Source organism: Enterococcus salsurae, assembly GCF_054784955.1.
The window spans coordinates 1-22,267 of sequence record NZ_BAAHWY010000005.1; the positions used below are offsets into that span (position 1 = coordinate 1).

Annotated in this window: 20 protein-coding genes, 1 rRNA gene and 1 riboswitch; of the genes, 20 read left to right on the top strand and 1 reads right to left on the bottom strand. The window is 42.3% G+C overall.

The features are described from left to right. The first annotated feature begins 11 nt into the window (after positions 1-11). The 5 genes from rrf to ACYVRS_RS12190 all read left to right on the top strand — a co-directional run bounded on the left by rrf (position 12) and on the right by ACYVRS_RS12190 (position 4,074). Positions 12-127 (top strand): 5S ribosomal RNA (gene rrf, locus ACYVRS_RS12170). A gap of 204 nt (positions 128-331) precedes the next feature. Next, positions 332-1,228, top strand: a complete 897-nt coding sequence (locus ACYVRS_RS12175; RefSeq protein WP_461203432.1) for a coiled-coil domain-containing protein — start codon at positions 332-334, stop codon at positions 1,226-1,228. Then, entirely contained in the window at positions 1,206-2,252 is a 1,047-nt protein-coding gene (locus ACYVRS_RS12180; RefSeq protein WP_396170714.1) for a hypothetical protein, read from the top strand. The genes ACYVRS_RS12175 and ACYVRS_RS12180 overlap by 23 nt, the downstream gene beginning before the upstream one ends. A gap of 77 nt (positions 2,253-2,329) precedes the next feature. Continuing rightward, positions 2,330-3,331, top strand: coding sequence for a zinc-binding alcohol dehydrogenase family protein (locus tag ACYVRS_RS12185; protein WP_461203433.1), 1,002 nt, complete (start codon positions 2,330-2,332; stop codon positions 3,329-3,331). Continuing rightward, positions 3,331-4,074, top strand: coding sequence for a class I SAM-dependent methyltransferase (locus tag ACYVRS_RS12190; protein WP_461203434.1), 744 nt, complete (start codon positions 3,331-3,333; stop codon positions 4,072-4,074). Before ACYVRS_RS12185 ends, ACYVRS_RS12190 begins: the two co-directional genes overlap by 1 nt. Here ACYVRS_RS12190 and ACYVRS_RS12195 read toward each other — a convergent pair. Beyond that, positions 4,059-5,162, bottom strand: coding sequence for an SLC13 family permease (locus ACYVRS_RS12195; protein ID WP_461203435.1), 1,104 nt, complete (start codon positions 5,160-5,162; stop codon positions 4,059-4,061). The two genes, ACYVRS_RS12190 and ACYVRS_RS12195, sit on opposite strands and share 16 nt — an antisense overlap. 153 nt (positions 5,163-5,315) lie before the next feature. Between ACYVRS_RS12195 and ACYVRS_RS12200 the strand changes: the two genes are divergently transcribed. The 15 genes from ACYVRS_RS12200 (at position 5,316) to ACYVRS_RS12270 (ending at position 22,234) form a co-directional block, all read left to right on the top strand. Further along, a complete protein-coding gene (locus ACYVRS_RS12200) occupies positions 5,316-6,773 on the top strand; it encodes an AcpB/EbpR/MafR family transcriptional regulator (RefSeq protein ID WP_313539746.1) in 1,458 nt (485 codons plus the stop codon). After that, on the top strand, positions 6,770-8,134 hold the full coding sequence (locus ACYVRS_RS12205) for an FAD-dependent oxidoreductase (RefSeq protein WP_054114551.1): 1,365 nt from the start codon (positions 6,770-6,772) through the stop codon (positions 8,132-8,134). Before ACYVRS_RS12200 ends, ACYVRS_RS12205 begins: the two co-directional genes overlap by 4 nt. Positions 8,135-8,288: 154 nt before the next feature. Beyond that, positions 8,289-9,236, top strand: a complete 948-nt coding sequence (locus ACYVRS_RS12210; protein ID WP_461203436.1) for an ABC transporter permease — start codon at positions 8,289-8,291, stop codon at positions 9,234-9,236. Continuing rightward, positions 9,233-10,177: an iron chelate uptake ABC transporter family permease subunit gene (locus ACYVRS_RS12215; protein WP_461203437.1), complete on the top strand. Its 945-nt coding sequence runs from the start codon at positions 9,233-9,235 to the stop codon at positions 10,175-10,177. The genes ACYVRS_RS12210 and ACYVRS_RS12215 overlap by 4 nt, the downstream gene beginning before the upstream one ends. Then, the gene (locus ACYVRS_RS12220; RefSeq protein WP_461203438.1) at positions 10,174-10,932 is read left to right on the top strand and encodes an iron ABC transporter ATP-binding protein; all 759 of its coding nucleotides are present in this window, start codon (positions 10,174-10,176) and stop codon (positions 10,930-10,932) included. Before ACYVRS_RS12215 ends, ACYVRS_RS12220 begins: the two co-directional genes overlap by 4 nt. Before the next feature lie 20 nt (positions 10,933-10,952). Then, on the top strand, positions 10,953-11,930 hold the full coding sequence (locus tag ACYVRS_RS12225; RefSeq protein WP_461203439.1) for a siderophore ABC transporter substrate-binding protein: 978 nt from the start codon (positions 10,953-10,955) through the stop codon (positions 11,928-11,930). A gap of 160 nt (positions 11,931-12,090) precedes the next feature. Further along, positions 12,091-12,423, top strand: coding sequence for a PadR family transcriptional regulator (locus ACYVRS_RS12230; RefSeq protein WP_312497453.1), 333 nt, complete (start codon positions 12,091-12,093; stop codon positions 12,421-12,423). Then, the gene (locus ACYVRS_RS12235; RefSeq protein ID WP_313539737.1) at positions 12,420-13,385 is read left to right on the top strand and encodes a permease prefix domain 1-containing protein; all 966 of its coding nucleotides are present in this window, start codon (positions 12,420-12,422) and stop codon (positions 13,383-13,385) included. The genes ACYVRS_RS12230 and ACYVRS_RS12235 overlap by 4 nt, the downstream gene beginning before the upstream one ends. A gap of 477 nt (positions 13,386-13,862) precedes the next feature. Then, complete coding sequence (gene ahpC / locus ACYVRS_RS12240; RefSeq protein ID WP_054114559.1) at positions 13,863-14,426, top strand: alkyl hydroperoxide reductase subunit C; 564 nt, start codon at positions 13,863-13,865, stop codon at positions 14,424-14,426. Positions 14,427-14,435: 9 nt separating this feature from the next. After that, positions 14,436-15,965, top strand: coding sequence for an alkyl hydroperoxide reductase subunit F (gene ahpF, locus ACYVRS_RS12245; RefSeq protein WP_461203440.1), 1,530 nt, complete (start codon positions 14,436-14,438; stop codon positions 15,963-15,965). Between the two features lie 331 nt (positions 15,966-16,296). Then, positions 16,297-18,168: an endonuclease MutS2 gene (locus ACYVRS_RS12250; protein WP_461203441.1), complete on the top strand. Its 1,872-nt coding sequence runs from the start codon at positions 16,297-16,299 to the stop codon at positions 18,166-18,168. A 275-nt stretch (positions 18,169-18,443) separates the two neighbouring features. Beyond that, a riboswitch (M-box (ykoK) riboswitch) is annotated at positions 18,444-18,616 on the top strand. A gap of 101 nt (positions 18,617-18,717) precedes the next feature. Next, the gene (locus ACYVRS_RS12255) at positions 18,718-19,869 is read left to right on the top strand and encodes an FtsW/RodA/SpoVE family cell cycle protein (RefSeq protein WP_461203442.1); all 1,152 of its coding nucleotides are present in this window, start codon (positions 18,718-18,720) and stop codon (positions 19,867-19,869) included. Next, positions 19,847-21,034, top strand: a complete 1,188-nt coding sequence (locus ACYVRS_RS12260; protein WP_461203443.1) for an FtsW/RodA/SpoVE family cell cycle protein — start codon at positions 19,847-19,849, stop codon at positions 21,032-21,034. Before ACYVRS_RS12255 ends, ACYVRS_RS12260 begins: the two co-directional genes overlap by 23 nt. 2 nt (positions 21,035-21,036) lie before the next feature. After that, the gene (locus tag ACYVRS_RS12265) at positions 21,037-21,705 is read left to right on the top strand and encodes a phosphatase PAP2 family protein (protein WP_461203444.1); all 669 of its coding nucleotides are present in this window, start codon (positions 21,037-21,039) and stop codon (positions 21,703-21,705) included. Positions 21,706-21,826: 121 nt separating this feature from the next. After that, positions 21,827-22,234, top strand: coding sequence for a GNAT family N-acetyltransferase (locus tag ACYVRS_RS12270; RefSeq protein WP_312497461.1), 408 nt, complete (start codon positions 21,827-21,829; stop codon positions 22,232-22,234). Positions 22,235-22,267: the final 33 nt, after the last annotated feature.

Sequence of the window (22,267 nt, forward strand, 5' to 3'; positions counted from 1 at the left end):
CAATTGAATAGTGTGGTGGCGATAGCAAGAAGGATACACCTGTAACCATGCCGAACACAGAAGTTAAGCTTCTTAGCGCCGATTGTAGTGAAGGGTTTCCCTTTGTGAGAGTAGGACGTCGCCACGCAATGTAAAACGTATATTTCACGATATACGTTTTTTTATGTTGTTTTTATGGTCTATAGCAGATAATCACATTACTTTATATTTGAAGCCAATCAACATGGAAAAAATGAGATATTACATGAAATTATTAAAAGTGATGACTTAAAATAACTTTTTTTTGTAAAAAATGATACACTAGTAATGAAGTATTTTAAGGAGGGGTCATATGACTGATGAAGGGAAAAAAGAACAAGTTGAAGTAGATCATGAAGATTTTTCCAGCTCAGAAGAAGCAACATTTGTCGATATCAAGCATGTTGCCTCTAAAAATATTGGTCAAATGCTGCAAGATCTCCAAGATTTTGAAACAGCAATTGAGAACGAAGATATTCCAGAAATTTACCGAATTTACAATGGTCGTCTACACAAGCAATTAAAGGAAACATCAAATCAAAACCATGAAATAGATGAATTATTGGCGCGGAAGATCCATGATCATTTCACGCTGACCTTTCCGTTCATGTTACATTGCGAAAAGGTTTCACCAACCGTACATTATTATAAAATCGGCACGTATTTCCATGAACGTGCGACGATTGGGATCGATGCCAGTGTTCCAGAAATATTTGTGATTCCCCAAATCGATGATGAATGGGATAAGTTTCAACGCGGCAATCGGGAAATGTTGACGTCGATTGAAAAACAGATCGATCAATTGGAAGCCAAACGGATCACAGCAATTTCTGAAGTCAAAACGATCCAAGAAAAAATCGATCAAGTTTCAGCAGCAGAAAAGGAGCTGACTGAAACGAAAGGTTTCTTTAACCGCACGAAAGTGGAGGAAGAACTTGAAAAATTGACCAATGAACGAAAAGCTTTAGAAGATAAACGCAAAGAGTGGGAAAGATATACCAACAATGAAGAAGAAATCACCTATGAGAAAGAACGTTTGCAAAAAAAATACCAAAACTTACGCTTGAAGAAAGCCATAGTGGAAAAAGAATTTCGCCAAATCGATGCTTACTTCGGTTCATTTGAAGATTTTTCGGCTAAATTGATCACTTTTTTGAATCGGTATACTGGAAAGGAGTTGCATGAACTTGACGAAAGAATCTACGAGTAATCAAAATGAACATTCACTTGAAGAAACTGAATATCTAGTTGATGAGACTCAAACATCTGAAGAAGCGATTGATGTGTATCAGGAGGAATCAGAGACACTTTTGGACGTGTCAACGGACCAGATAAATGATCCATCTGAGCAACAATGGCCGCAAGATACAGACGCAGTCCTTGAAGATGACTATTATCAGGCAAAAGCCCAAGATCACGCAAGGATCGAAGCACTGATCGACCAAGCCGAAAAAGAATTGGCTGATTTAAAATTACGCAAATCGATGATGGAATCTGATTTCGAAGGGTTACATACCCATTATCAGCATTTGATCATAGGCGAAAAAGACATATCGACGATTGCCAAGAAAACTTTGCTGGAATACTATGCCTATGAATTTTTGAAACCACTAAAATCGATTCAGCTCTCCGCGACAGATAATTATGACACATGGCAAACCAAACATTTCTATGTCAGGTTCCAGTTGACGGAAGCAAAGCAGCTTGACTTGTATTTCAAACTGAATCCAATCAACAGTACCTATGAATCAAGTTACTTGCCGCTACTGACCATTGATTCAGCACAGCGATCGGTCTTAGTGAATGATGATCAAATCTTGCATTTGATTCGCCAATGGCATGCAGAAAATATATTCTCAGTCAATCAATTGTCACTCTTCAACTATGATATCAATCAAATATTAGCCCATATCAAAGAATTAGGCTTTACTGTATCACCAAGCTTGATCGACAATACACAACGATTGTCGGTGGATATGGAAACAGATTTTCCTGTTGGGGACACTGTCTTGGATCAAATTTTTATTACCACAATGGAAAATAAAGACTATGATTTCCAGACGGAGAATGTAGGGGAAATACGTATCCTCTTAGACAAAAATCAACGATTGACCATTCATATGCAGCCAAATTCGGCTGTGCTAACGATCGATTCTGACCAATGGAAACGGTCATTACTGGATTTCTTTACCAGCTATGCGTTTTTGGTTCCATTAGTGGTACCTAGTAAATAATCTTAGCCCTTATAAGAAGAAAAATGCTAGAATGGTTGTTATAACCATTTTGGCTTTTTTTGAAAGGAGTTTTTTTGATGCATACTGCAATTGGTTTTTATGAAGGTCGTTCTTTGTCAGACCCGGGTGTTTTCCAGCAACAATTGATCACTTTGCCGACATTAGGCCCTCAGGATTTACAGGTCGAGGTAAAAGCAATATCTGTCAACCCAATCGACGTGAAAAGACGGACCAGCATCAAAAAGTCCGATCAGTTTATCGTGCAAGGGTATGATGCCTGCGGCGTGGTTACAGAGGTTGGTGAATCTGTGACAGGTTTCGTTATAGGAGATCGGGTATTTTATGCAGGAACTACAAATCGTTCGGGAGCAAATCAACACTATCAGCTGGTAGACAGCAGAATTGTAGCCAAAGCGCCAGAGGGTGTCACCGAAGAAGTGCTGGCTGCGTTGCCGTTGACCAGTATCACTGCTTGGGAGCTGCTATTTGAAAAAATGGGGTTTGTGCCAAGAGAAAACGCCAATACCGGTTCGATCTTGATCGTGAATGCAAGCGGCGGGGTAGGATCAATTGCTGCGCAATTGGCAAAATGGGCTGGTTTGACAGTATATGGAACCAGTAGTCCAGAAAACCAGACATGGCTTCGCCAGAATGGTGTTGATTTCCCGATCGATCACCATCAGCCCCTCAAGAAGCAGATCGAGGGTACATTTCAGGCAATCGTATTATTCTATGACGGATCGGCTTACTTGCCTCAATGTATTGATTTAATCGCGCCTTTTGGTAAAATCGGCATGATCGTCAACACCGAAAAACCACTTGATTTGAATCCATTTAAGAATATATGTGTCGATTTTTTCTGGGAATATATGTTTGCTAAAACAGATACCGGTCATGATATTGCTTCTCAAGGCGCTATTCTGACTAAGATTGCGCAATTATTGGCAGATAAAACCATCCATGCTACTGTAACCAAAACAATTACTGGTGGGATAACGGTCCCTCATCTGAAAGAGGCGACTGCGCTCGTAGAAAACCATCATACGGGTAAAGTCGTGGTCACTGGAGGCTTTGCTTGATGTCTACACCAGAGGAGCTTTTCTGGGATGATTTTGCTGATACCTACGCTGAGATTCAAGAAGAGTCACAGCTGCCGATTGCCAAAGACCTGGTGGCCTATTTACGGGAAATAGACATCTTGCCGCTTGACACCTTCGTCGATTTTGCGGCAGGAAGCGGAAAGTACGTCGCTGCTTTCTATCCTTTTGTTCAAAGATATGTAGCGCTTGATTTTTCACAAGAAATGCTGCGCATCATACGTCAACGTGTACCAGATCCACAAGAAAAAATCATCCGGATAAAAAAAGATCAGCAGTCATTCCTTGCTGATCCCACTGTATATCCATGTATTTTTATGGCTATGAATCCTGCATTGGTCGATGAAGAATCATTGCTGCGTTTTTGTCAAAAAACCACGTGCTTGTTGATTTTGCGGGTGGTGGAGGAGTCAGAGGATCTTTTTCAGCCTTTTGAAATCCCTGCAGAAGCTAATGATGCACTTGAATTGAACAATACCTATAAAAGATGGCTGGATCAAGCAGAAATTCCATGGAAAAGTCAGCAATTTGCCTATGTGGTCACGGAAGTTATTGACCAACCCACATTTCGGGCTTATTTTGCGGATGACTATGCACCGAGTGCGCTTGACACAATCTGTCAACAAGTATTTGAACAAAAGCAGCACCGTATCAGTACGACCAAAATCGTCTTTGAGTTATTAATCGTTCGAAATGAATGTGTTGCTGATCATAAGAGTATATAAACAACAGCTGCTACTGTGATCAGCAAGGCAGTGTTCACAAGGTAAAAGCGTTTTTGATACTGTTTGGTTTCCTGCGGCAAGGCTTGTTTGATCAATTTATAAGCAATCAAGTTTGCCAATGATGCGATCAACGTACCGAGACCTCCAAGATTGACCCCAAGTAATAACGCTTTTTCCAAGGTAGTAAAGGGCGCGCTCAAGATAGCTGCCGGAACATTGGAAATGACTTGTGACAACAAGATACTGCCGATCAGTGCTTGATGACTTTCTTGAAAGTAAGGCTGGATCGTATCAATGATTACAGTTTGTGCTTGGATGTTGCCCACGATCAGAAAAAAGAACACAAAAGTCAACAGCAGCAGATAATCAACTTTTACAAATAATTGCTTGTTTTGAAAAAAAATCACAACAGCAGTAAGACCCACAGCAGCTGGCATGGGCAATAGGTCAAATATACCGAGGATCATCACAAGCAGCAAGCCACTATATACTGTTGTTTCTTTCTTTTTGAAGATCACTGGTTCTACTGTGATCTTCAACGGTTTTTTCGGCAATAGTTGGATCAATAGGAGTAAAGCAAGCAAGGAAAGCCCAACAAAGGTAGCTGTTGTGGCTAAAAAGCGCGGCAAGGGAATCGCATAATACGAAAATAGAAACAAATTTTGCGGATTGCCGAAAGGAAATAAGCTACTGCCCATATTTGCCGCCGCTGTCAGGTAGACAGCACCTAGTAGGACACTACTGCGTTCTTGTATGCCACGCGTTAACATGATATACATGGGGAGCAAAGTCAAAATTGCCACATCATTGGTCAGCAGCATTGAACTAAAAAAACTCAAGAGCACGATCGAGCGAATCAATGTTCTTAAATTTTGACTTTTTTGAAGGATGGTTTGCCCTAATGTATGGAGCAGACCAGCGTGTTCCAAGCCATTGATGACGAGCATCAAGCCAAATAATGAGAAGATAACTTTATAATCAATAAAAGACCAACTAAAGCGCCCGGTCAAACAGGTGACAAGGGCCAAAATCAATGATAAAGTGAATAATAAATCACTCTTAAAAAAAACAATCAATCGTGTTTTCATTTGTACACACCTTTCTCCACCCTGCATTTTACCATTTCTACTACAGAGAAACAAAACAAAGTGCGTTGTGCCCATGAACAATGGAGAGGAAAAACCAGGATGGAACCAATGAGTCGATCGATCATACGTGAGGAGGGATCCCCAGTGAATTTGATGCAATTACTTGAAAAAAATCAGCAGGTCCATTTCCAGATCTTGGCGATGTTTTTTCGAGAAGGTTCAGAGATTTCCTATAAAAAAATCGCCAAAAAATTATCTGTGTCTGCGCCTACAGTGCAAAAAGAAATGCAAAATCTTGCTGCCTCTTTACAAGCGTTTCATCAAGATGCGACTATCAGCAATGGGGAAAATGATCGTGTCCATTTGACGCTCCCAGTAGATTTTGATTTACGAGAATTTTTGTACCAATATTTATCAGAAGCCATCGATTTTAAAATTTTATCCTATGTGTTTTTTCATCGAGAAGAATCGACGACCAAAATGATGCTGGAATTGGTGCTGAGTGAAGCGTCGCTTTTTCGTCATTTCAAAACGATCAATACGTTATTAGCCGAATTTGAGATTCAATTGAAGAACAAGAAGTTGGTAGGGGATGAACGTCAAATTCGTTTCTTCTTTTTTCAATTCTTCGCAGAAAGTTATCCTGCAGCCAAAATAAAAAGTCATTTTTCACGGGCCAGTACGGATAATCTGATTCGTGTGATCGAGGGCCAATTGGCCATCAAGTTATCAAAGGGTCAGGCAGCAAGACTGAGTTTGTGGTTTGGTTTGATGGAAGCCCGTTTCGATTACCGAGGGTCGCAACAGCATGATGGGTCCTATGAACTCTTAAAATCACTGGAAAATGATGCAGATTTTCAAGTGCTTAGAAATGTGATGGGTCGTTATTTAAGTCGGTTTGCCGTCTCTTGGAGTGACTACGAAACCCTTTATTTGTATTTGTTTTTATTGGCAGAGGGCATCATCGTCCCATCCCTTCCTGACACAGATAGCGCTCATTTTTTTTGGTCTCAAATCAGTAAGAGCAACACAGTATTGTTGCAAGCATTGAATGACATGACACCGGGACGCCACCAAGAAGAAGCCCTATTTTCGATGCTAACAACAATCAGTGTCCAGTCGATCTATCAGCAAGGATCAATTGTTGCCTTTGCTGAATTACAGCCTGAAACGGTCTCGAATACACATGAGTTGACCACGAGTCAGCAAGCGATTGCTGCATTGGCCAAACAATCAGGGCAAGTCTATTCAGCAGAGAAGATCCAGCATTTAGTGAATGAATTGTTGCTGGTACAGGATTGGCTGCAAGTGAAGCAAGAACAAAAATTTATTGTGGGGATCTTGCTATCCCAATCTCAACTGCGCAGTGCATTCTTGCGGCGCTTTTTGATCAAGGAATTGGCTGGCTATCCCAATATACATTTTGAAGAAGCGCCAACAGTAGTCTATGATCTATTGATTGTCGATCATCCAGAGATAGCAGAAGGTTATCGCTACAAAAAGCAAATGATCTTGACAGGCGGTGCCAATCCGTTTGAAGAAGCACGATTGCATGCGATCGTTGAAGAAATCAGAAGAAATAACCTTGAAAGTGAGTTGGAAAGAGTATGAGAATAGTAATAATCGGGGGCTCTCATGCAGGGTTAGCAGCAGCACGGCATTTAAAAAAAGCAAATCCCAAAGTAGATGTGATCATCATTGAAAAATCGAGTGTTCTAGGCTACATTGCGAGCAGCTTGAATCTAGTCTTGGAAGGGTATATCGAGCAGTTGCAAGACTCTAGAACTGCGACAGCGAGCGAACTGTTGTCAGAAGGGATCAATGTGATGCTCAATAGTGAAGTCATTGCGATTCATCCTGCGCGTAAAGTGGTTCAATTCAAGACGTCGACAGCATCTTTTGTGCAAGAGGATGAAGTCGCCTATGATGGCTTGATTTTGGCAATGGGTTCCAGTACGTTTCGGACGGAATTTGCAGAAGATGTTGAAGCACAGATCACCACCTATAAAACGATTGGACAGTCACGTCATGCATTGGCTAAGATTCAATCGGCCAAAACGGTGGCCATCGTCGGTGCTGGATTGATTGGCTTCGAGTTGGCTGAGTCATTAAGCGGACAGCATAAGGAAGTTCATTTGATTGACCGGATGGATACATTGTTATTTCGCTATTTCGATCAGGAAATCGCTGAAATTTTGATGGCGCGTTTTCCTGAAAATCTGCGCATTTATTTGAATAGCAATGTCGCCCATACCAAGAAAGATGCAGCGGGGAATTACACAGGACTCTTATTGTCCAACGGTAAGGAAATTTCTGCGGACATCGTTGTCTACGCGGTCAATCCCCGTCCAAATGTTGCTTTGGTGGAGGAATTTCTGACCCTTAATCTAGATGGGACGATTCGGACGGATGATTATTTGCAAACATCTGATCCGTCAATCTATGCGATTGGCGATTTGGTGTCGATACCTTTCAATCATTCTGATAGTTCTTTGTATATCCCTCTAGTCACAAACGCCTATCGGACGGGAATCATCGCAGCAACCAATCTGTTGGCAGCTGTAAATGGCACCGCCAAGATCCCATTTCCAAAAATGCAGCGAACAGTGGTGAGTAAATTATTTGGTTATTATGTCAGCAGCTCTGGTATCAATGAAACGGAAGCACCATATTATGGCTTTCAGGTTGATTCTGTGACCAAAACCTTTCATTCCCGTACTTTTTTTACCCGGGAAGAAAACTTCGAAGTCACGCTGAAACTGATCTATGATCGAGAGAGTCAAGTGATTATGGGCGGGCAGATCATTACGAGTGATCGCGGTAGTTTGGAGATCATCAATACGATTTCCACTTTGATCCATAGTGAAGCAACATTGCAGCAATTGGCTACCATGGACTACTTTTTTAATCCAACGATCTCATTTCCATTACATTTTTTAAACCAACTGGCCATCGATGCGCTGATCAAATAATGCACAGTTATTTTAAAATACGGATAGCGATGTAAACCTACGTTTTTTGTAGGTTTATTTTTTTTTATGCATAAAATGCTTGTGATTTTTTTCATTATCAAGTACCCTTATATAGAGAATGAGAATCGTTATCAATTATATTTTGGAGGAGAAAATGAAAAGAATCAGTGTTTTTCTGCTGTTTTGTATCTTAATGATCACCTCGTTATTTGTTGGCACCCACGAGCTTTCAATAGCTGGATTGCTGGCAGGGGTACCGGAAGCATGGATGGTTCTGGTCAAAATCAGACTGCCACGAACGATCAGTTTAGTGATTGCCGGGAGCATCGTGAGTCTTTGCGGCAAGGTTATGCAGCATTTACTGCAAAATAAATTTGTGGCAGCTGAAGGAGTAGGACTAAGTGATAGTGCCAGATTGGGCATTTTGATGGTTATGTTGTTTTTGCCGAATGGCTCGGTTTTACTGCGGACGGCAGTGGCTGCTTTGTTTGCCTATCTTGGTGTCTTGCTGTTTCTGTCGATCAGTCGATTATTGCCGAAGGACAACCCCATGATGCTGCCATTGGCTGGGGTGATGTTTGGCAATATCATTGGCGCAGTCAGCGGCTTCTTGGCCTATCGTTATCAATTAGTCCAAAATGTATCTTCATGGCTGCAAGGCAATTTTGCAACGATCACAGTCGGCCAATATGAATGGTTATATCTCATCATTCCTGTATTCTTTCTCTTATATTTTGTGACCTATGAAATCACGATTGCCGGGTTGGGAGAAGATGTTGCCCGTAGTTTAGGTATCAATTATGGCTTCTTGCGGATGTTCGTTCTAGGGTTAGTGGCCTTTGCCAGCAGTATTGTTTTGTTGATGGTGGGACAGTTGCCTTTCTTAGGGATCGTGGTACCAAATATGATTGGCATATTCTTTGGCGATCATTTAAAGAACAATTTGTGGTTGACTTGTTTTGCCGGCAGCAGTTTCTTGCTGATCTGCGATCTCTTAGCCAGGACCGTGATTGCACCGTATGAAATGCCTGTCAGCGTGATTGCGGGCATGATTGGCGGCAGCTTATTCTTAGGTTTACTATTTTGGAGGCAGATACGATGAAAGTAAAAGTGGGGAGTTTGTTCCTTTTGAGCCTATGTGCAGTCTTTGCTTATTTAACCTATAACACATATGGCAACTGGTCTTTTGCTTTCGCGTTGCGGGGCAGACGCTTGCTGGCCTTTGGACTTGTAGCGATCGCTAGTTCATTCAGTACGTTTACGTTGCAGACGATGACGCAAAATCGTTATTTGACCCCTGGCATTCTAGGATTAGATCAATTATATGTTCTGATCCAGACCCTGTCGTTTTTCTTGGTAGGGGGGATTCAAATACTCAGTCAGGAAACGACAACGATGTTTTTGTTGTCAATCTTGGCCACAGCGCTCTTGGGCAGTCTGCTGATTGGATTTTTTTATCAGAATAAAGGCCATCATTTATTTTTGTTATTGATGGCGGGCATGATCTGCGGCACGATGTTCAGCAGTTATAGTACTTTTTTGCAAGTCTTGATGGACCCAAATGAATACGATATGCTTCAAGGCCGGTTGTTTGCCAGCTTTAATCACATTCATACACAGCATTTGCTATGGGCAGCCGGCATCATCTTGCTCGGCAGTCTTTGTCTGGTCTTTTTGATTCCTGAACTGAATGTCCTTCATTTAGGCAGGCGACAATCCGTGAGTTTGGGGATACCAGTACCTTTCGTGCATCGCTTGCTGTTGTTTTTGATTGCTCTGCTCACCGGAACCGCCTCAGCATTGGTTGGTCCGACCGTCTTTTTAGGATTCGTGGTCGTGACCATCACTTATCAAGTCATACCAACTTTTCGCCACGGATGGCTTTTTCTTGGCGGCACGCTAATCGCCTTTTTGTTGCTGGTCTTTGGGCAATTTTTTGTAGAACAAGTCTTTGGTTGGACGATCACAGTCAATACTGTGATCCAATTTTTAGGCGGTCTGTTCTTTATATCGAAATTGATTCTGGAAAGGAAAAAAGGATGATCGAAACAGTAAATCTCCATCAATCATATGGGAAAACGCCAATCATTAAAGCCTGTGATCTGACATTACCAGAAGGACAGCTGATTGCCTTGATTGGACCCAATGGTGCCGGCAAAAGCACTTTGCTTTCTCTGCTTAGCCGCGTGCTAAATGAACGGACAGGCGCCATTTATCTGGACGGCAGAGAATTAAAACAATGGCTTGGGAAAGAATTGGCACGAAAGTTGGCCTATCTGCAGCAGAGCAATCAATATGGTGTGCACTTAACCGTTGAAGAACTCGTGGCTTTTGGCCGTTATCCTTATAACCGCGGACGCCAAACCGTTGCAGATGAACAGATCATTGCTTCAGCAATCCACAAAGTGGGACTGGCAGATTTCAAAGAGCGGTCGATCCATGCGCTATCCGGCGGACAATTGCAGCGGGTCTACTTGGCAATGGTTTTAGCGCAGGAAACCGATTATATCTTGTTAGATGAGCCTTTGAATAATTTAGACTTAAAACATGCGAGCCAGCTCATGAATCATTTGACCGAGTTGGTGCAATCAGAAAAGAAAACGGTAGTGATCGTGTTACACGACATCAATTATGCGGCACGCTATGCAGACTATATCGTTGCCATGAAAGACGGCCAAGTCTTGCGTGCTGGCAGCACAACAGAGATCATCCAAGAATCTCTGTTGTCTGAATTATATGAATTACCTATCAAATTGGTACCCGTGGAGGGCAGTTATTTTTGCTACCCCTTCACATAAAAAAAATTTAGGAGGATACAATGAAGAAATTAGTTATAGGCGTAATCACGATCGGGATGTTTTTGGGGTTGGCTGCTTGCGGAAGCAGTACAACGCAAGAAGAGAGTCAAACAGCAGCATCAACAGCTGCACAAACAGAGGCGTCTACGGAAGACACACCTACTAACATCGAAGTGACAGACAGCAATGGCAAGGTGACTGTACCCTATCAGCCAGAAAAAGTCGTGGTTTTCGATAACAGTGCAATAGACACCATGAATGTGCTGGGTGTCGGCGATCGAGTGGTGGGTGCTGCTATCAGCAATTTGCCCGCGTATCTATCTGCATTTGAAACGGTGGAATCCGCAGGCGGCATCAAAGAACCTGATTTAGAAAAAATCAATCAGCTGCAGCCGGACTTGATCATCATTTCTGGCCGTCAAAGAGACTATCAAGATGAGTTAGCGGCGATTGCACCAACGATATTTCTTTCTGTGGACAATGATGATACTTGGGCTTCGATCGAAAGCAATATCCAAACACTGGCAGAAATCTTTGGCAAAGAGGAAGAAGCGCAGCGTCAGATGGCTGATTTGCAAAGCCAAATCGACACCTTGCATGCCAGTGCCGAAGAAAGCGGGTTAACGGCGCTTATCGTGATGGTCAACGAAGGCAATTTGTCTGCTTTTGGTCCAGGTTCTCGTTATAGTATTTTGTATGATACTTTCGGCTTCATTCCAGTGGATGATACGTTGGAGGCATCGACCCATGGAGAAAGCATCTCGTATGAATTTTTGTTAGAAAAAAATCCAGATCTGATTTTTGTTGTGGACCGCACGCAAGCAATTGGCGGCGAAGAATCGCAATCTGCTTTTATCAGTAACGAGATCGTGCAAGAAACGACTGCTGGTCAAAATGATCATATCATTGAGTTGGATGCGGCGGTTTGGTATTTGGCAGGATCAGGGATAGAATCAATTGAACGAATGCTGGCGGATGTCCAACCAGCTGTTGAATAAGTAAATCAATGCAAAAAGAAGTGATGACAGGTCACTTCTTTTTTTTGTATTCAAGTAAGACCTTAGACCGATTTTGGTAAATTTTAGCAAGTTTACTTTACCTGTCGTAGTAATTGTTTTATAATTAGTACGACAGATGCAGTAATTGAGGAGGGATCGTATGATTTCGAGTGACGGGATTCGGGGATACAATGATGCGATCATTCTATCTATTCTTGCAAAAGAAGATTCATATGGCTATGCGATTTCTAAACAGATCCGAGAAGGAACAGATGGCGTCTATGTCATCAAAGAAACCACGCTATACTCTGCCTTTACCCGCTTGGAAAAGCAAGGCCTGATCCGTTCATATCCAGGTGAAGTGACCCATGGCAAGAAAAGGACCTATTATCAGATCACGTCCGCAGGCAAGCAGTTATTGAAAGAGAAACGAACAGAATGGCAACAGACCAAAATCGTCGTTGACCAGTTCTTACAAGGAGGAGCAAAATGAAAACCATACATGACTATTTAGACAGTTTATTCTTGAACGTGCCAATCACACCTGAAACGAGAAAAGCCAAAGAAGATTTATCCGCGATCATGGAGGACCATTACCATGAATTGATCAGTCAAGGAAAAAGCGAACATGAAGCGATCGGTGCAGTCATCAGCGAATTTGGCTCTGTGGATGAACTCTTACAGGCATTGGACATTTCATCTGAAGCAGCGCAAGAGGATGAGGACTGGACAGATGCCCTCAGCGAAGAAGAATCTTTTGACTATTGGCAGACGGTGCGCTATTTTGCTTTGTATGTGTCAACAGGCATTGGTCTATGTATTGCCTCGCTTGCTATTATGTCATTTTTGTTAGGGCAAGGCTCTGGCGCGTTGGGGGTCTTGATGATGCTGGTTTTTGGTGCACTCGGGGTAGGGTTCATCCTATCTGCTGCTTTAAAATATGCAGCGAGCCGCAAGAAAATGGATGATCGCTTTATCTCAAAAACGATCAAACACATTGCACGGCAGCAATTGGAAGATTACGAAAAAAGTTTTCGGATTGGTTTGGTCTTGGGGATCGGCTTGTGTATTTTCTCTTTGGCTCCTGTACTGATGAGTAGTATCTTTTACTATGATATGCCTTTTGGTGTTGCGCTATTTTTATTGATGGTGGCTGTGGGGGTCTTCTTCATTGTTTACGTCAGTGTGATTCGCTCAGGTTATGCAAAATTAGTCAATGAAACGTATTTTATTCGAGATGAAGATCAGATGGGGCATCGGGCCAGCAAGCATAAATATGGGGATGCAGCAGGGAAAGTTATTTTCTTTCATACGGTCTATTGGCCAGTGATTTTGGTGGTATATTTTATGTGGTCATTTGTATTTCATGCTTGGGCCTATTCTTGGCTGATTTTCGTTGTAGGGGGCATTTTACAAGATTTCTTTTTGGCGCAAGTGAATCGAAAACGCAACTAAAGAAACAGCCTTCTGGCAAGCAAGGTTTCTTTACATCCCGTGATAGCAGGTTTAAAATCACAGTGTACATGAGAATGGTCAAGCATTTCAAGATCATTATCTAGTGGAAGAAGCCCGTCTGGATGATACGGTTTTAGAATTACCAGGGGCGACGATTGTTGGATTGTTCCATTTCTTAACGACGCAAACTAAATAAATAGATGATCCGTTTCCGAAAAATCGAGAGCGGGTCTTTTTTTGTAATTGAGAATCAAGATAGTAAATGAGAATGCTCAGAGGATTAAAATAACGTTCATAATAAAGGTCAGCCAAAAATCATATAATATTTTTCAGGAGAGTAAAAGGAAAACGCTTATTTATGAGGAGAAAATAATTTAAATAAAGGAATTCTGCGAGAACTATTGCAATTTTCGGTGAATTAGTCTAATAATTAATAGAGATTATTCTCAAATAATAATTCTAATTGGAGGAAATGTAATGTCATTAATTGGAAAAGAAATTGGTTCATTCGAAGCGCAAGCTTATCACGAAGGTAAATTTATCGATGTTTCATCTGAAGATTTCAAAGGGAAATGGAATGTTGTCTGCTTCTACCCAGCGGATTTCTCTTTTGTATGTCCAACAGAATTGGAAGACTTGCAAGATCAATATCATGCATTGAAAGAATTGGGCACTGAAGTTTACTCAGTTTCAACTGATACACATTATGTCCATAAAGCGTGGCATGATCATTCTGACGCAATCAACAAAATCGAATACATCATGATCGCAGATCCTTCTCATGTGATCTCAGAGATCTTTGATGTGCTGGATGAAGCCTCTGGCTTGTCACAACGGGGCACGTTCATTATCGATCCTGATGGTGTCGTTCAAACAGTCGAAATCAATGCTGACGGGATTGGCCGCGATGCAAGCGGATTGATCGATAAAATCCGTGCAGCGCAATATGTACGCACCCATCCAGGGGAAGTATGTCCAGCCAAGTGGAAAGAAGGCGAAGATACACTTACACCTAGTTTGGACCTAGTAGGGAAAATATAGGAGGTACACATGGGATTAGATAAAGGGATCAAAGATCAATTAACTCAATATTTGGCGATGCTAGAAGCGGATGTTGTCTTTACAGCTTCGTTAGGCGCAGATGAAGGCTCGGCAAAAGTACGGGACTTTTTAACTGAAATCGCTGAAATGTCGCCAAAAATCTCGATGCAAGAACAAAGTTTGGAACGGACACCGAGTTTTTCCATCGAACAACCAGGAAAGACCAGCGGCATCGTTTTTGCTGGATTACCTCTTGGGCATGAATTCACATCATTTATTCTGGCATTGCTGCAAGTCAGCGGTCGTCCGCCGAAAATTGATGCGGCATTGCAAAAGCGGATCAAAGCCATTGATCGGCCGCTTTACTTTGAAACCTATGTTAGTTTGACTTGTCATAACTGTCCGGATGTTGTACAAGCATTGAATATCATGGCTGTCTTGAATTCGAATATTCGTCATACAATGATCGAAGGCGGTATGTTCAAAGATGAAATCGATCAAAAGAAAATCATGGCTGTACCAACGGTCTTTTTAGACAATGAAGAATTTGCCAGCGGTCGCCAAACGATTGAACAATTGTTAGAAAAAGCAGCTGGGCCAACCAGTAAAGAAGCCTTTACGGATAAAGAAGTATTTGATGTCCTTGTGGTCGGTGGCGGACCTGCTGGTGGAAGTGCAGCGGTATATGCAGCGCGTAAAGGAATCAAAACCGGTATGGTGGCTGAAACTTTCGGCGGACAGGTGATGGAAACACTAGGGATCGAGAATATGATCGGCACCTTGTATACCGAAGGACCTAAATTGATGCGTCAAGTGGAAGATCATGTCAATGAGTATCAAGTCGATGTGATGAAAGGCCAGCGTGCCAAAGATATCCGCCGCAATGAATTTGTTGAAGTAGAATTAGATAATGGTGCTATTTTACAAACCAAAACAGCCATCTTGGCCACAGGTGCCCGTTGGCGCAATATCAATGTGCCAGGAGAGAAAGAATTCAAAAATAAAGGGGTCGCATACTGCCCTCATTGCGATGGCCCACTATTTGCTGGAAAAGAAGTAGCAGTCATCGGCGGCGGAAACTCCGGTATCGAAGCAGCGATCGACTTAGCAGGGATGGCAAAGCATGTCTATGTATTGGAATTCTTGCCAGAGTTGAAAGCTGATTTGGTCTTGCAAAAGAGATTGCAGACATTAGACAACGTCACTGTTATTACAAACGCTGCAACCAAAGAAATCACTGGATCAGATCACGTAGAGCAGTTGACTTATACGGATCGTGCGTCAAACGGTGAATTCACATTGGCTGTTGAAGGGGTCTTTATTCTGATTGGCTTGATGCCCAATACAGAATGGTTGCAAGACCGGATCGTCTTGAATCAGCGGAATGAAATTGTTGTTGACAAACAAGGCGCGACCAACATTGAAGGGGTCTTTGCTGCCGGCGATTGTACAGATAGTGCCTACAAGCAAATTATTATTTCAATGGGATCTGGTGCCACTGCAGCATTAGGTGCTTTCGATCATTTGATTCGCTCGTAAGCCAACTTATTTGATAAAAACACCAAAGTGATCTGACTTTGGTGTTTTTGATTTGCAGGACCAGGCCAAATGTTGACAAGTTTCAGTGGTTTCGTTTACAATGAATGAAACACGTTCAAAAAGCGAAAGAGGTATGTTATGAGTGTCTACGGTATCTAATCAGACAATTTAAACAAATAAACGAAATAAAGTATGTTTATTTGTTGTGCCTGCAGATACCGATACAAATCGTTATTGATGAAACAGGTGATGGGGAACTATCGCTTTTTTTGTACACTTTTTTGGACGCAGAGATGTTCGGATTCTGCAGGCACCAGAAAGGACAACCGACATGAAGATACCTCAAGCAGCAGAATTTGAACAAATCAAAGTACAAGTAAAAAAGAAAATCATCAGTGATTACGGCAAAAACTTATTTTCATCTGAGGCACCGGCAGCTTCTTACACAACAGCAGTTAAGCGGATGGAGGAAACAAAGGAAGCCGTCACGTTATTGGCAGCAGGCCTTGCCGTGCCATTTATGGGCATACAGCATGCGCAATCTGATACAGAAAAAATCGAAAAAGGTTTTATTTTGATGCCCCATGAATTGGTGTCTTATGGCGACTTTTTACGATCTATGCCGAGAATCAAAACTTTCTTTGAAAAGCACCGCGCTTTGGCACCGATTTTGGCCGGATATAGTGATTCGTTGGCGGATTTTACGCTGATCACTGAGAAAATCAGCCAATCCATCCGTCATCAGCGCATTGATCCAGAGGCAAATCGGCATTTGCGCAAGATCGTTCGTAAAATTGATCAGATCGAAGCTGATTTAAAAAAAGTTTTTTTAAAGTTTTTATCACAAGGGAAGTACTTGCAAGACAACCGCATGATCAAGAAGAATGATCGCTATACATTGCCGGTACGCGTAGAGTGGCAGCATCAATTCAAAGGGTCGATCATTGAACGATCCAACAAAGGCGGAACTGTCTTCATTGAGCCCGAGACAGTTGCCCGGTTAAATGATCGTTTGATTCTGGCAGAAGCGGAAAAAACAGCGATCGAGTATCAGATTTTAGCTGAACTGACCGGCTTGATTGCTGAGGAATTGCCGTTGATCCACCAAGGCTTAGACTGCTTAGCTGTGCTCGATGTGATTTTTGCCAAGGGCAAATTTTGCCGAGACATCAACGGGATGCCCTTGACGCTCAACCAGAAGGAAGAACTAATCTTGGATCAGGTCAAGCATCCTTTGCTTGGCGATGAAGCAGTTCCTCTAGATTTGTCTTTAGGCATGCAAACACGCTGTATGGTGATCACAGGACCAAATGCAGGAGGCAAAACAGTTGTTTTAAAAACGGTGGCCTTGATTTGTGCCATGGCGCATCATGGGTTGTTTCCTAACCATCATGGTCAAAGCAGCATCCCGTTTTTAAAAAGTCTTTCGATGGATATCGGCGACCAGCAAAGTTTGGCGAATGCCTTAAGTACTTTTTCAGGCCATATGGCAAATATTGCCGGTATTTTAGCTGAAAATCAGCGCAATTCTATTGTGTTATTGGATGAGATTGGTAGTGGCACGGAACCAAATGAAGGCGCCGCACTCGCAATCGCGATCATGGATGCCATCTATCGTTCCGGGGCATTGCTGATCGCCACGACGCATTATGGTGAAATCAAGCAGTTTGCAGTGGATCATCCTGACTTCCAAACGGCTGCTATGGCTTTTGATCCCCAGACATTGGCACCTAAGTATCGTCTATTGGTCAATCAGGTAGGCGAAAGCAATGCTTTTTGGATCGCTGAGAAAATGCAGATCCCCAAACCAATCGTTGCCAAAGCAATCACTTATTTGTCGAGCAAAGCGTACCCTTTGCAAAAAAATGTGTTTGCACCGCTTCCTGAGCATACACATTTATCTGAACATTCCCAGTTACTGAGCAAGGGTGATCAAGTGTTAGCAGGAGATCGAGGGCAAAAGGGGATATTTTATCAGTATGCGGACAACGGTCAGGCCAAAGTATGGATCGATGAGGAGATGGCCATGGTCGCAGTGAAAAGAATTCGCTTGCTGATCAAACAAACGGAATTGTATCCGGAAGGGTATGATCTTGATCAATTATTTATAGATCATCGCACGTATAAGTTCAATAAAGATTTGTCTCGCGGATCCAAAAAAGCGTATAAACAATTAAAGAAACAAGGGAAACAGAAACCTTAACCATATAAAGGCGAACACTCTATGGAACGGTGTATGCCTTTAAGGAGAAAGATCGTTGTTCAGATAATGTCTGAATAGCGACCTTTTTTTATTACGAAAGTTATTTATTTTTAAATAAGACGTTTAAAAGACCAAAAGAGTAAAATTCAGAAAGTGATTGAATATCTTCAAAACGAGGGATATAATTAAGAAATAGTAAAGAATATCCTTTATTATTTGGCGGCTATTGTCAAAGCGGTCGAAGAAAGGTAACATCTTACTGGATATAAAATAACAATAAACCTTGTTAGGTGAGGCTCCTATACAAACATAGGCTATTGCGCAGAAACGTCGAAAGACGCCAATGTGTAAAACAGGAATTGTCGGATTAAGGCTTTTCATAAAATAGCTAAGCAAGTTGATTTGCTTTACGTTGTATAGTGCTAAAACTCGGACGATGAGATTGCAAAAAGTCTAACGTCCTAAGGGAAGTTAGACTTTTTTCTTAGGCTGCACGTTAGATCGATGACCGTCTGAACACCGACTCTAAGGCAAAGAGGAGTGGATCGAATGAAAACGAAAAAGACGGATTGGCTCATGGTCCTATCGTATATTGTCTTAAGTACGATTGGGCTTTTGATGATTTACAGCGCAAGTTCGTTTCGCCTATTGACGATTGGGGCACAGCCTTCCGCATTGTTCAAACGGCAGTTGATTTTTTTGGTATTAAGCTGGGGATTGATTCTTTTGCTGCAGCGGGTGCGCGTTCAAGTGCTGCTAGGGCGTTCTTTGGCTGTAGGTTTGATTGGCTTTGGCGTATTGACGCTTTTATTGGCTCATATACCGTTTTTTGGCGTGACTGTCAATGGCGCCCAAAGATGGGTAGCAATCGCTGGGCTACAGTTCCAGCCTTCTGAGATCGTCAATGTGGGCATGATTTTGTACCTGGCGCACTTTTTTAAGGCGCCGAAAGCTTCGTTGCAAGAGATGAAGAAACCATTTGTGCTGCTTGTGGTATGCTGCTTGCTGATACTCTTTCAACCAAAAGTGGCTGGGGTCTTTATCTTGTTGTTTTTGGCTTTTATGATGATCACAACTGTTCAAGTCCCAGTCAAGGTCACGGCGCTGTTATTTGGTGGTTTAGTCCTGATGATGGGATGCGTAGGGGGACTGATTCTGCTTCTAGGTCAGCATAATTTGTTGCCAACGATGTTTGCACATGTCTATAACCGGATTCGCTTGGTCGGGAATCCTTTTTCTGATCCATATGGCCAAGGATTTCAGATGATCCATTCTTATTATGCCTTGTTTAATGGTGGTTTAAGCGGATTGGGTTTAGGCAATAGTATTACGAAAAAAGGGTTTTTGCCAGTAGCTGAAACTGACTTTATTTTCTCTGTTCTGGTAGAAGAAATGGGCTTGATTTTCGGTATCTTTGTGATTGGCTTGTTGTTTACGATCATTATGCGCTTGTTCATGCGTAGTGCCACATGCCAGGATAACCAGGTTGGGCTGATTTTGCTTGGTACAGCGACTTTATTGTTGATGCAAACCAGTATCAATATTGCCAGTATCCTCGGCCTGATGCCGATGACTGGTGTGCCGCTGCCATTCATCAGTTATGGTGGATCCAGTTATTTTATCTTATCTTTTGCCTTCGGGTTATGTCTAAAATTGGCGAGAGAGGAAGTGGAACAATATGCGATTGTACAAACAGCGTGAAATCAATTATGCCTTGTTATTACCGATTTTTTTATTGTATCTACTGAGTATTTGGGTCCAATATCAAGCGGCAGTAATGGATGGTCGCGAACCAGGTTCCGTGATGCTGCGGCAGATTATATTTTGTGTGTTGTCGGTCCTTGTATTAGGGGCGGCTAGCTTATTAAAAACATCGTTTCTATTGCGTTATTCTGGCATCTGGTATGTCCTATCTCTTGGACTGATGGCATCGTTGCATTGGTTATATGATCCCTTCATGTTTGCTGAAACACATACAAAGCGTTGGTTGCGGATCGGCAGCTTTACGATCCAACCTTCTGAATTGATGAAAATCGCCTTTGTTTTATTTATGGTCTATTTGACCTTACGCTATGAAAAACGCAAAACAACGCGCACGATTCAAACCGATAAGATGTATGTTGGCAGCATTTTATTATATAGTGTACCGACATTTTTGCTGATGTATATGCAGCGAGATTTTGGGACTAGCCTGGTTTTTGTTGTGATGCTGGCGGCATTATTTGTTATTTCCGGTGTTCATTGGAAAATATTGACGGTGATCGCTAGTCTTGCTGTTTTCGTTGGCGGTGTTTTGCTGTTGCTGGTATTTACAGAATGGGGCAATCGGCTACTATTCCAATTGACCTTTTCTCAGTATCAGCTTGACAGAGTCAAAGCATGGGTCGATCCTTTTGCCTATCAAGATTCGATTGCTTTCCAGCAAGTACGTAGTATGTTGGCCATTGGTTCTGGTGGATTGTTAGGGGCAAGTCCAGAGCATGTGACTGTGTATGTGCCAGTCCGGGAATCCGATATGGTCTTTACTGTCATTGGAGAAACCTTTGGCTTTTTAGGCAGTACTTTGGTGATTTTTTTGTATTTCTATTTGATTTATCAAGTGATTTTCGCGGCGTTATCTACAAACAACAAAGCTTCAGTCTATATTGCCATCACATTTATTTTTGGTTTAGTCTTTCAGATTTTCGAAAATATCGGTGCAGCGATCGGATTATTGCCTTTGACGGGTATCCCCTTGCCGTTTCTGAGTCAAGGAGGCACCTCTTTACTGGCGATCAGCATGGCGATGGGCATCATTTTGGGCTTGAACAAAGCGCCTTTACTGGCAATCGATTCAAGACAGGATTCGGAAATGAGGTTTGAGTGAGTATGCATCAAAAGCGATATCTGATTTGTAGTGCTGTTCTCGCCGTTCTTTTCTTGCTATTGTCGCTGCTCGTCTGGTTGCATCCAGCTATGTTGTCAACGATTGACCATTTGTTCAGTCAATGGCCATTGCATCGTTCAGATCAATTAGATACTTTTTTTTGCGCAATTGCAGCGACGGCCACCATCATACCTATCACAGCTGCTCTTTTACTTTTAAGCATCGGTTTATGCTGGCGTCGTTCGTGGACATTGATGATTTGGCTCTGGGGGAACTTGATTCTGGTCAGCGGCTTGGGCAAAGGGATCAAATCAATGATCGCGCGTCCAAGACCTTCATTTGCCGGTCATGCAGAACGGGCATCTTTCAGCTTTCCTAGCGGCCATACCTTATTGGCGGTTACCTTCGTTCTGACTTGCATCGTCATCTTTCCATATTTGATGGCTTCTGAGTCTTCAAGACGTCAATCGCATATTAGGAAATGGGTGATGGCCGGTGGTATGGTCTATATTTTGCTGGTGATGATGACGCGCGTGTATTTTGGTGTGCACTATCCCAGTGATCTGCTGGCTAGTCTTTGTTTGAGCGGGTCAGTCAGCAGTTTGACATATAGTGTGTTTGTCCACTTCAGTGAATCGGATAGAGCATTGGCAAGCAACCAGATCAAATGACCACTTGATAATAAATGTCCTTTATTCAGCTGAAAACGTTGACAGGTGTGTTTCGCCACGATACCATGAATAAAATGAGCCAAATAAGGCATGATGTATTTGGCAGAGGTGAGGAGTGGCTATGATGATCGTATTTCAGGAAGGTGTCCCTCACGATGAGGCACAAATTTTGGCATTATATCAAGAAGTTGGTTGGACACTGTACACCCGAAAGCCTGAGAAATTGCTGGCGGGTTTGCGGCGTTCTGATGTGCTGGCAGCGTATGATCAAGAGCGCTTAGTCGGTTTGATCAGAGCTGTAACAGATGGAGAAACGATCTTGTATATCCAGGATCTATTGGTTTTGCCGAATTATCAACGGCAAAATATCGGCCGAACGTTGTTAGAAAAGATGATTGCCGCTTTTCCAGATGTACGACAAAAGATTCTTTTGACAGATGACCAGATACAATCTATGTCATTTTATGAAGCATGCGGCTTTAAACAAGTGGGCAAAACAGGTGGGGTAGCATACGGCTTTTCTTCATGAGAGGAAGATCAGATACACGCTGGCAATGGCTAA

What these genes read in the sequence shown, in the direction of transcription:
- ACYVRS_RS12225 (WP_461203439.1), top strand. Translation starts at nt 10,953, where the DNA reads ATGAAGAAATTAGTTATAGGCGTAATCACGATCGGGATGTTTTTGGGG.
- ACYVRS_RS12195 (WP_461203435.1), bottom strand. Translation starts at nt 5,162, where the DNA reads ATGAAAACACGATTGATTGTTTTTTTTAAGAGTGATTTATTATTCACT.
- ACYVRS_RS12175 (WP_461203432.1), top strand. Translation starts at nt 332, where the DNA reads ATGACTGATGAAGGGAAAAAAGAACAAGTTGAAGTAGATCATGAAGAT.
- ACYVRS_RS12265 (WP_461203444.1), top strand. Translation starts at nt 21,037, where the DNA reads ATGCATCAAAAGCGATATCTGATTTGTAGTGCTGTTCTCGCCGTTCTT.
- ACYVRS_RS12235 (WP_313539737.1), top strand. Translation starts at nt 12,420, where the DNA reads ATGAAAACCATACATGACTATTTAGACAGTTTATTCTTGAACGTGCCA.
- ACYVRS_RS12230 (WP_312497453.1), top strand. Translation starts at nt 12,091, where the DNA reads ATGATTTCGAGTGACGGGATTCGGGGATACAATGATGCGATCATTCTA.
- ACYVRS_RS12200 (WP_313539746.1), top strand. Translation starts at nt 5,316, where the DNA reads ATGCAATTACTTGAAAAAAATCAGCAGGTCCATTTCCAGATCTTGGCG.
- ACYVRS_RS12220 (WP_461203438.1), top strand. Translation starts at nt 10,174, where the DNA reads ATGATCGAAACAGTAAATCTCCATCAATCATATGGGAAAACGCCAATC.
- ACYVRS_RS12185 (WP_461203433.1), top strand. Translation starts at nt 2,330, where the DNA reads ATGCATACTGCAATTGGTTTTTATGAAGGTCGTTCTTTGTCAGACCCG.
- ACYVRS_RS12190 (WP_461203434.1), top strand. Translation starts at nt 3,331, where the DNA reads ATGTCTACACCAGAGGAGCTTTTCTGGGATGATTTTGCTGATACCTAC.
- ahpC (WP_054114559.1), top strand. Translation starts at nt 13,863, where the DNA reads ATGTCATTAATTGGAAAAGAAATTGGTTCATTCGAAGCGCAAGCTTAT.
- ACYVRS_RS12255 (WP_461203442.1), top strand. Translation starts at nt 18,718, where the DNA reads ATGAAAACGAAAAAGACGGATTGGCTCATGGTCCTATCGTATATTGTC.
- ACYVRS_RS12250 (WP_461203441.1), top strand. Translation starts at nt 16,297, where the DNA reads ATGAAGATACCTCAAGCAGCAGAATTTGAACAAATCAAAGTACAAGTA.
- ACYVRS_RS12210 (WP_461203436.1), top strand. Translation starts at nt 8,289, where the DNA reads ATGAAAAGAATCAGTGTTTTTCTGCTGTTTTGTATCTTAATGATCACC.
- ACYVRS_RS12270 (WP_312497461.1), top strand. Translation starts at nt 21,827, where the DNA reads ATGATGATCGTATTTCAGGAAGGTGTCCCTCACGATGAGGCACAAATT.
- ACYVRS_RS12205 (WP_054114551.1), top strand. Translation starts at nt 6,770, where the DNA reads ATGAGAATAGTAATAATCGGGGGCTCTCATGCAGGGTTAGCAGCAGCA.
- ACYVRS_RS12260 (WP_461203443.1), top strand. Translation starts at nt 19,847, where the DNA reads ATGCGATTGTACAAACAGCGTGAAATCAATTATGCCTTGTTATTACCG.
- ACYVRS_RS12215 (WP_461203437.1), top strand. Translation starts at nt 9,233, where the DNA reads ATGAAAGTAAAAGTGGGGAGTTTGTTCCTTTTGAGCCTATGTGCAGTC.
- ahpF (WP_461203440.1), top strand. Translation starts at nt 14,436, where the DNA reads ATGGGATTAGATAAAGGGATCAAAGATCAATTAACTCAATATTTGGCG.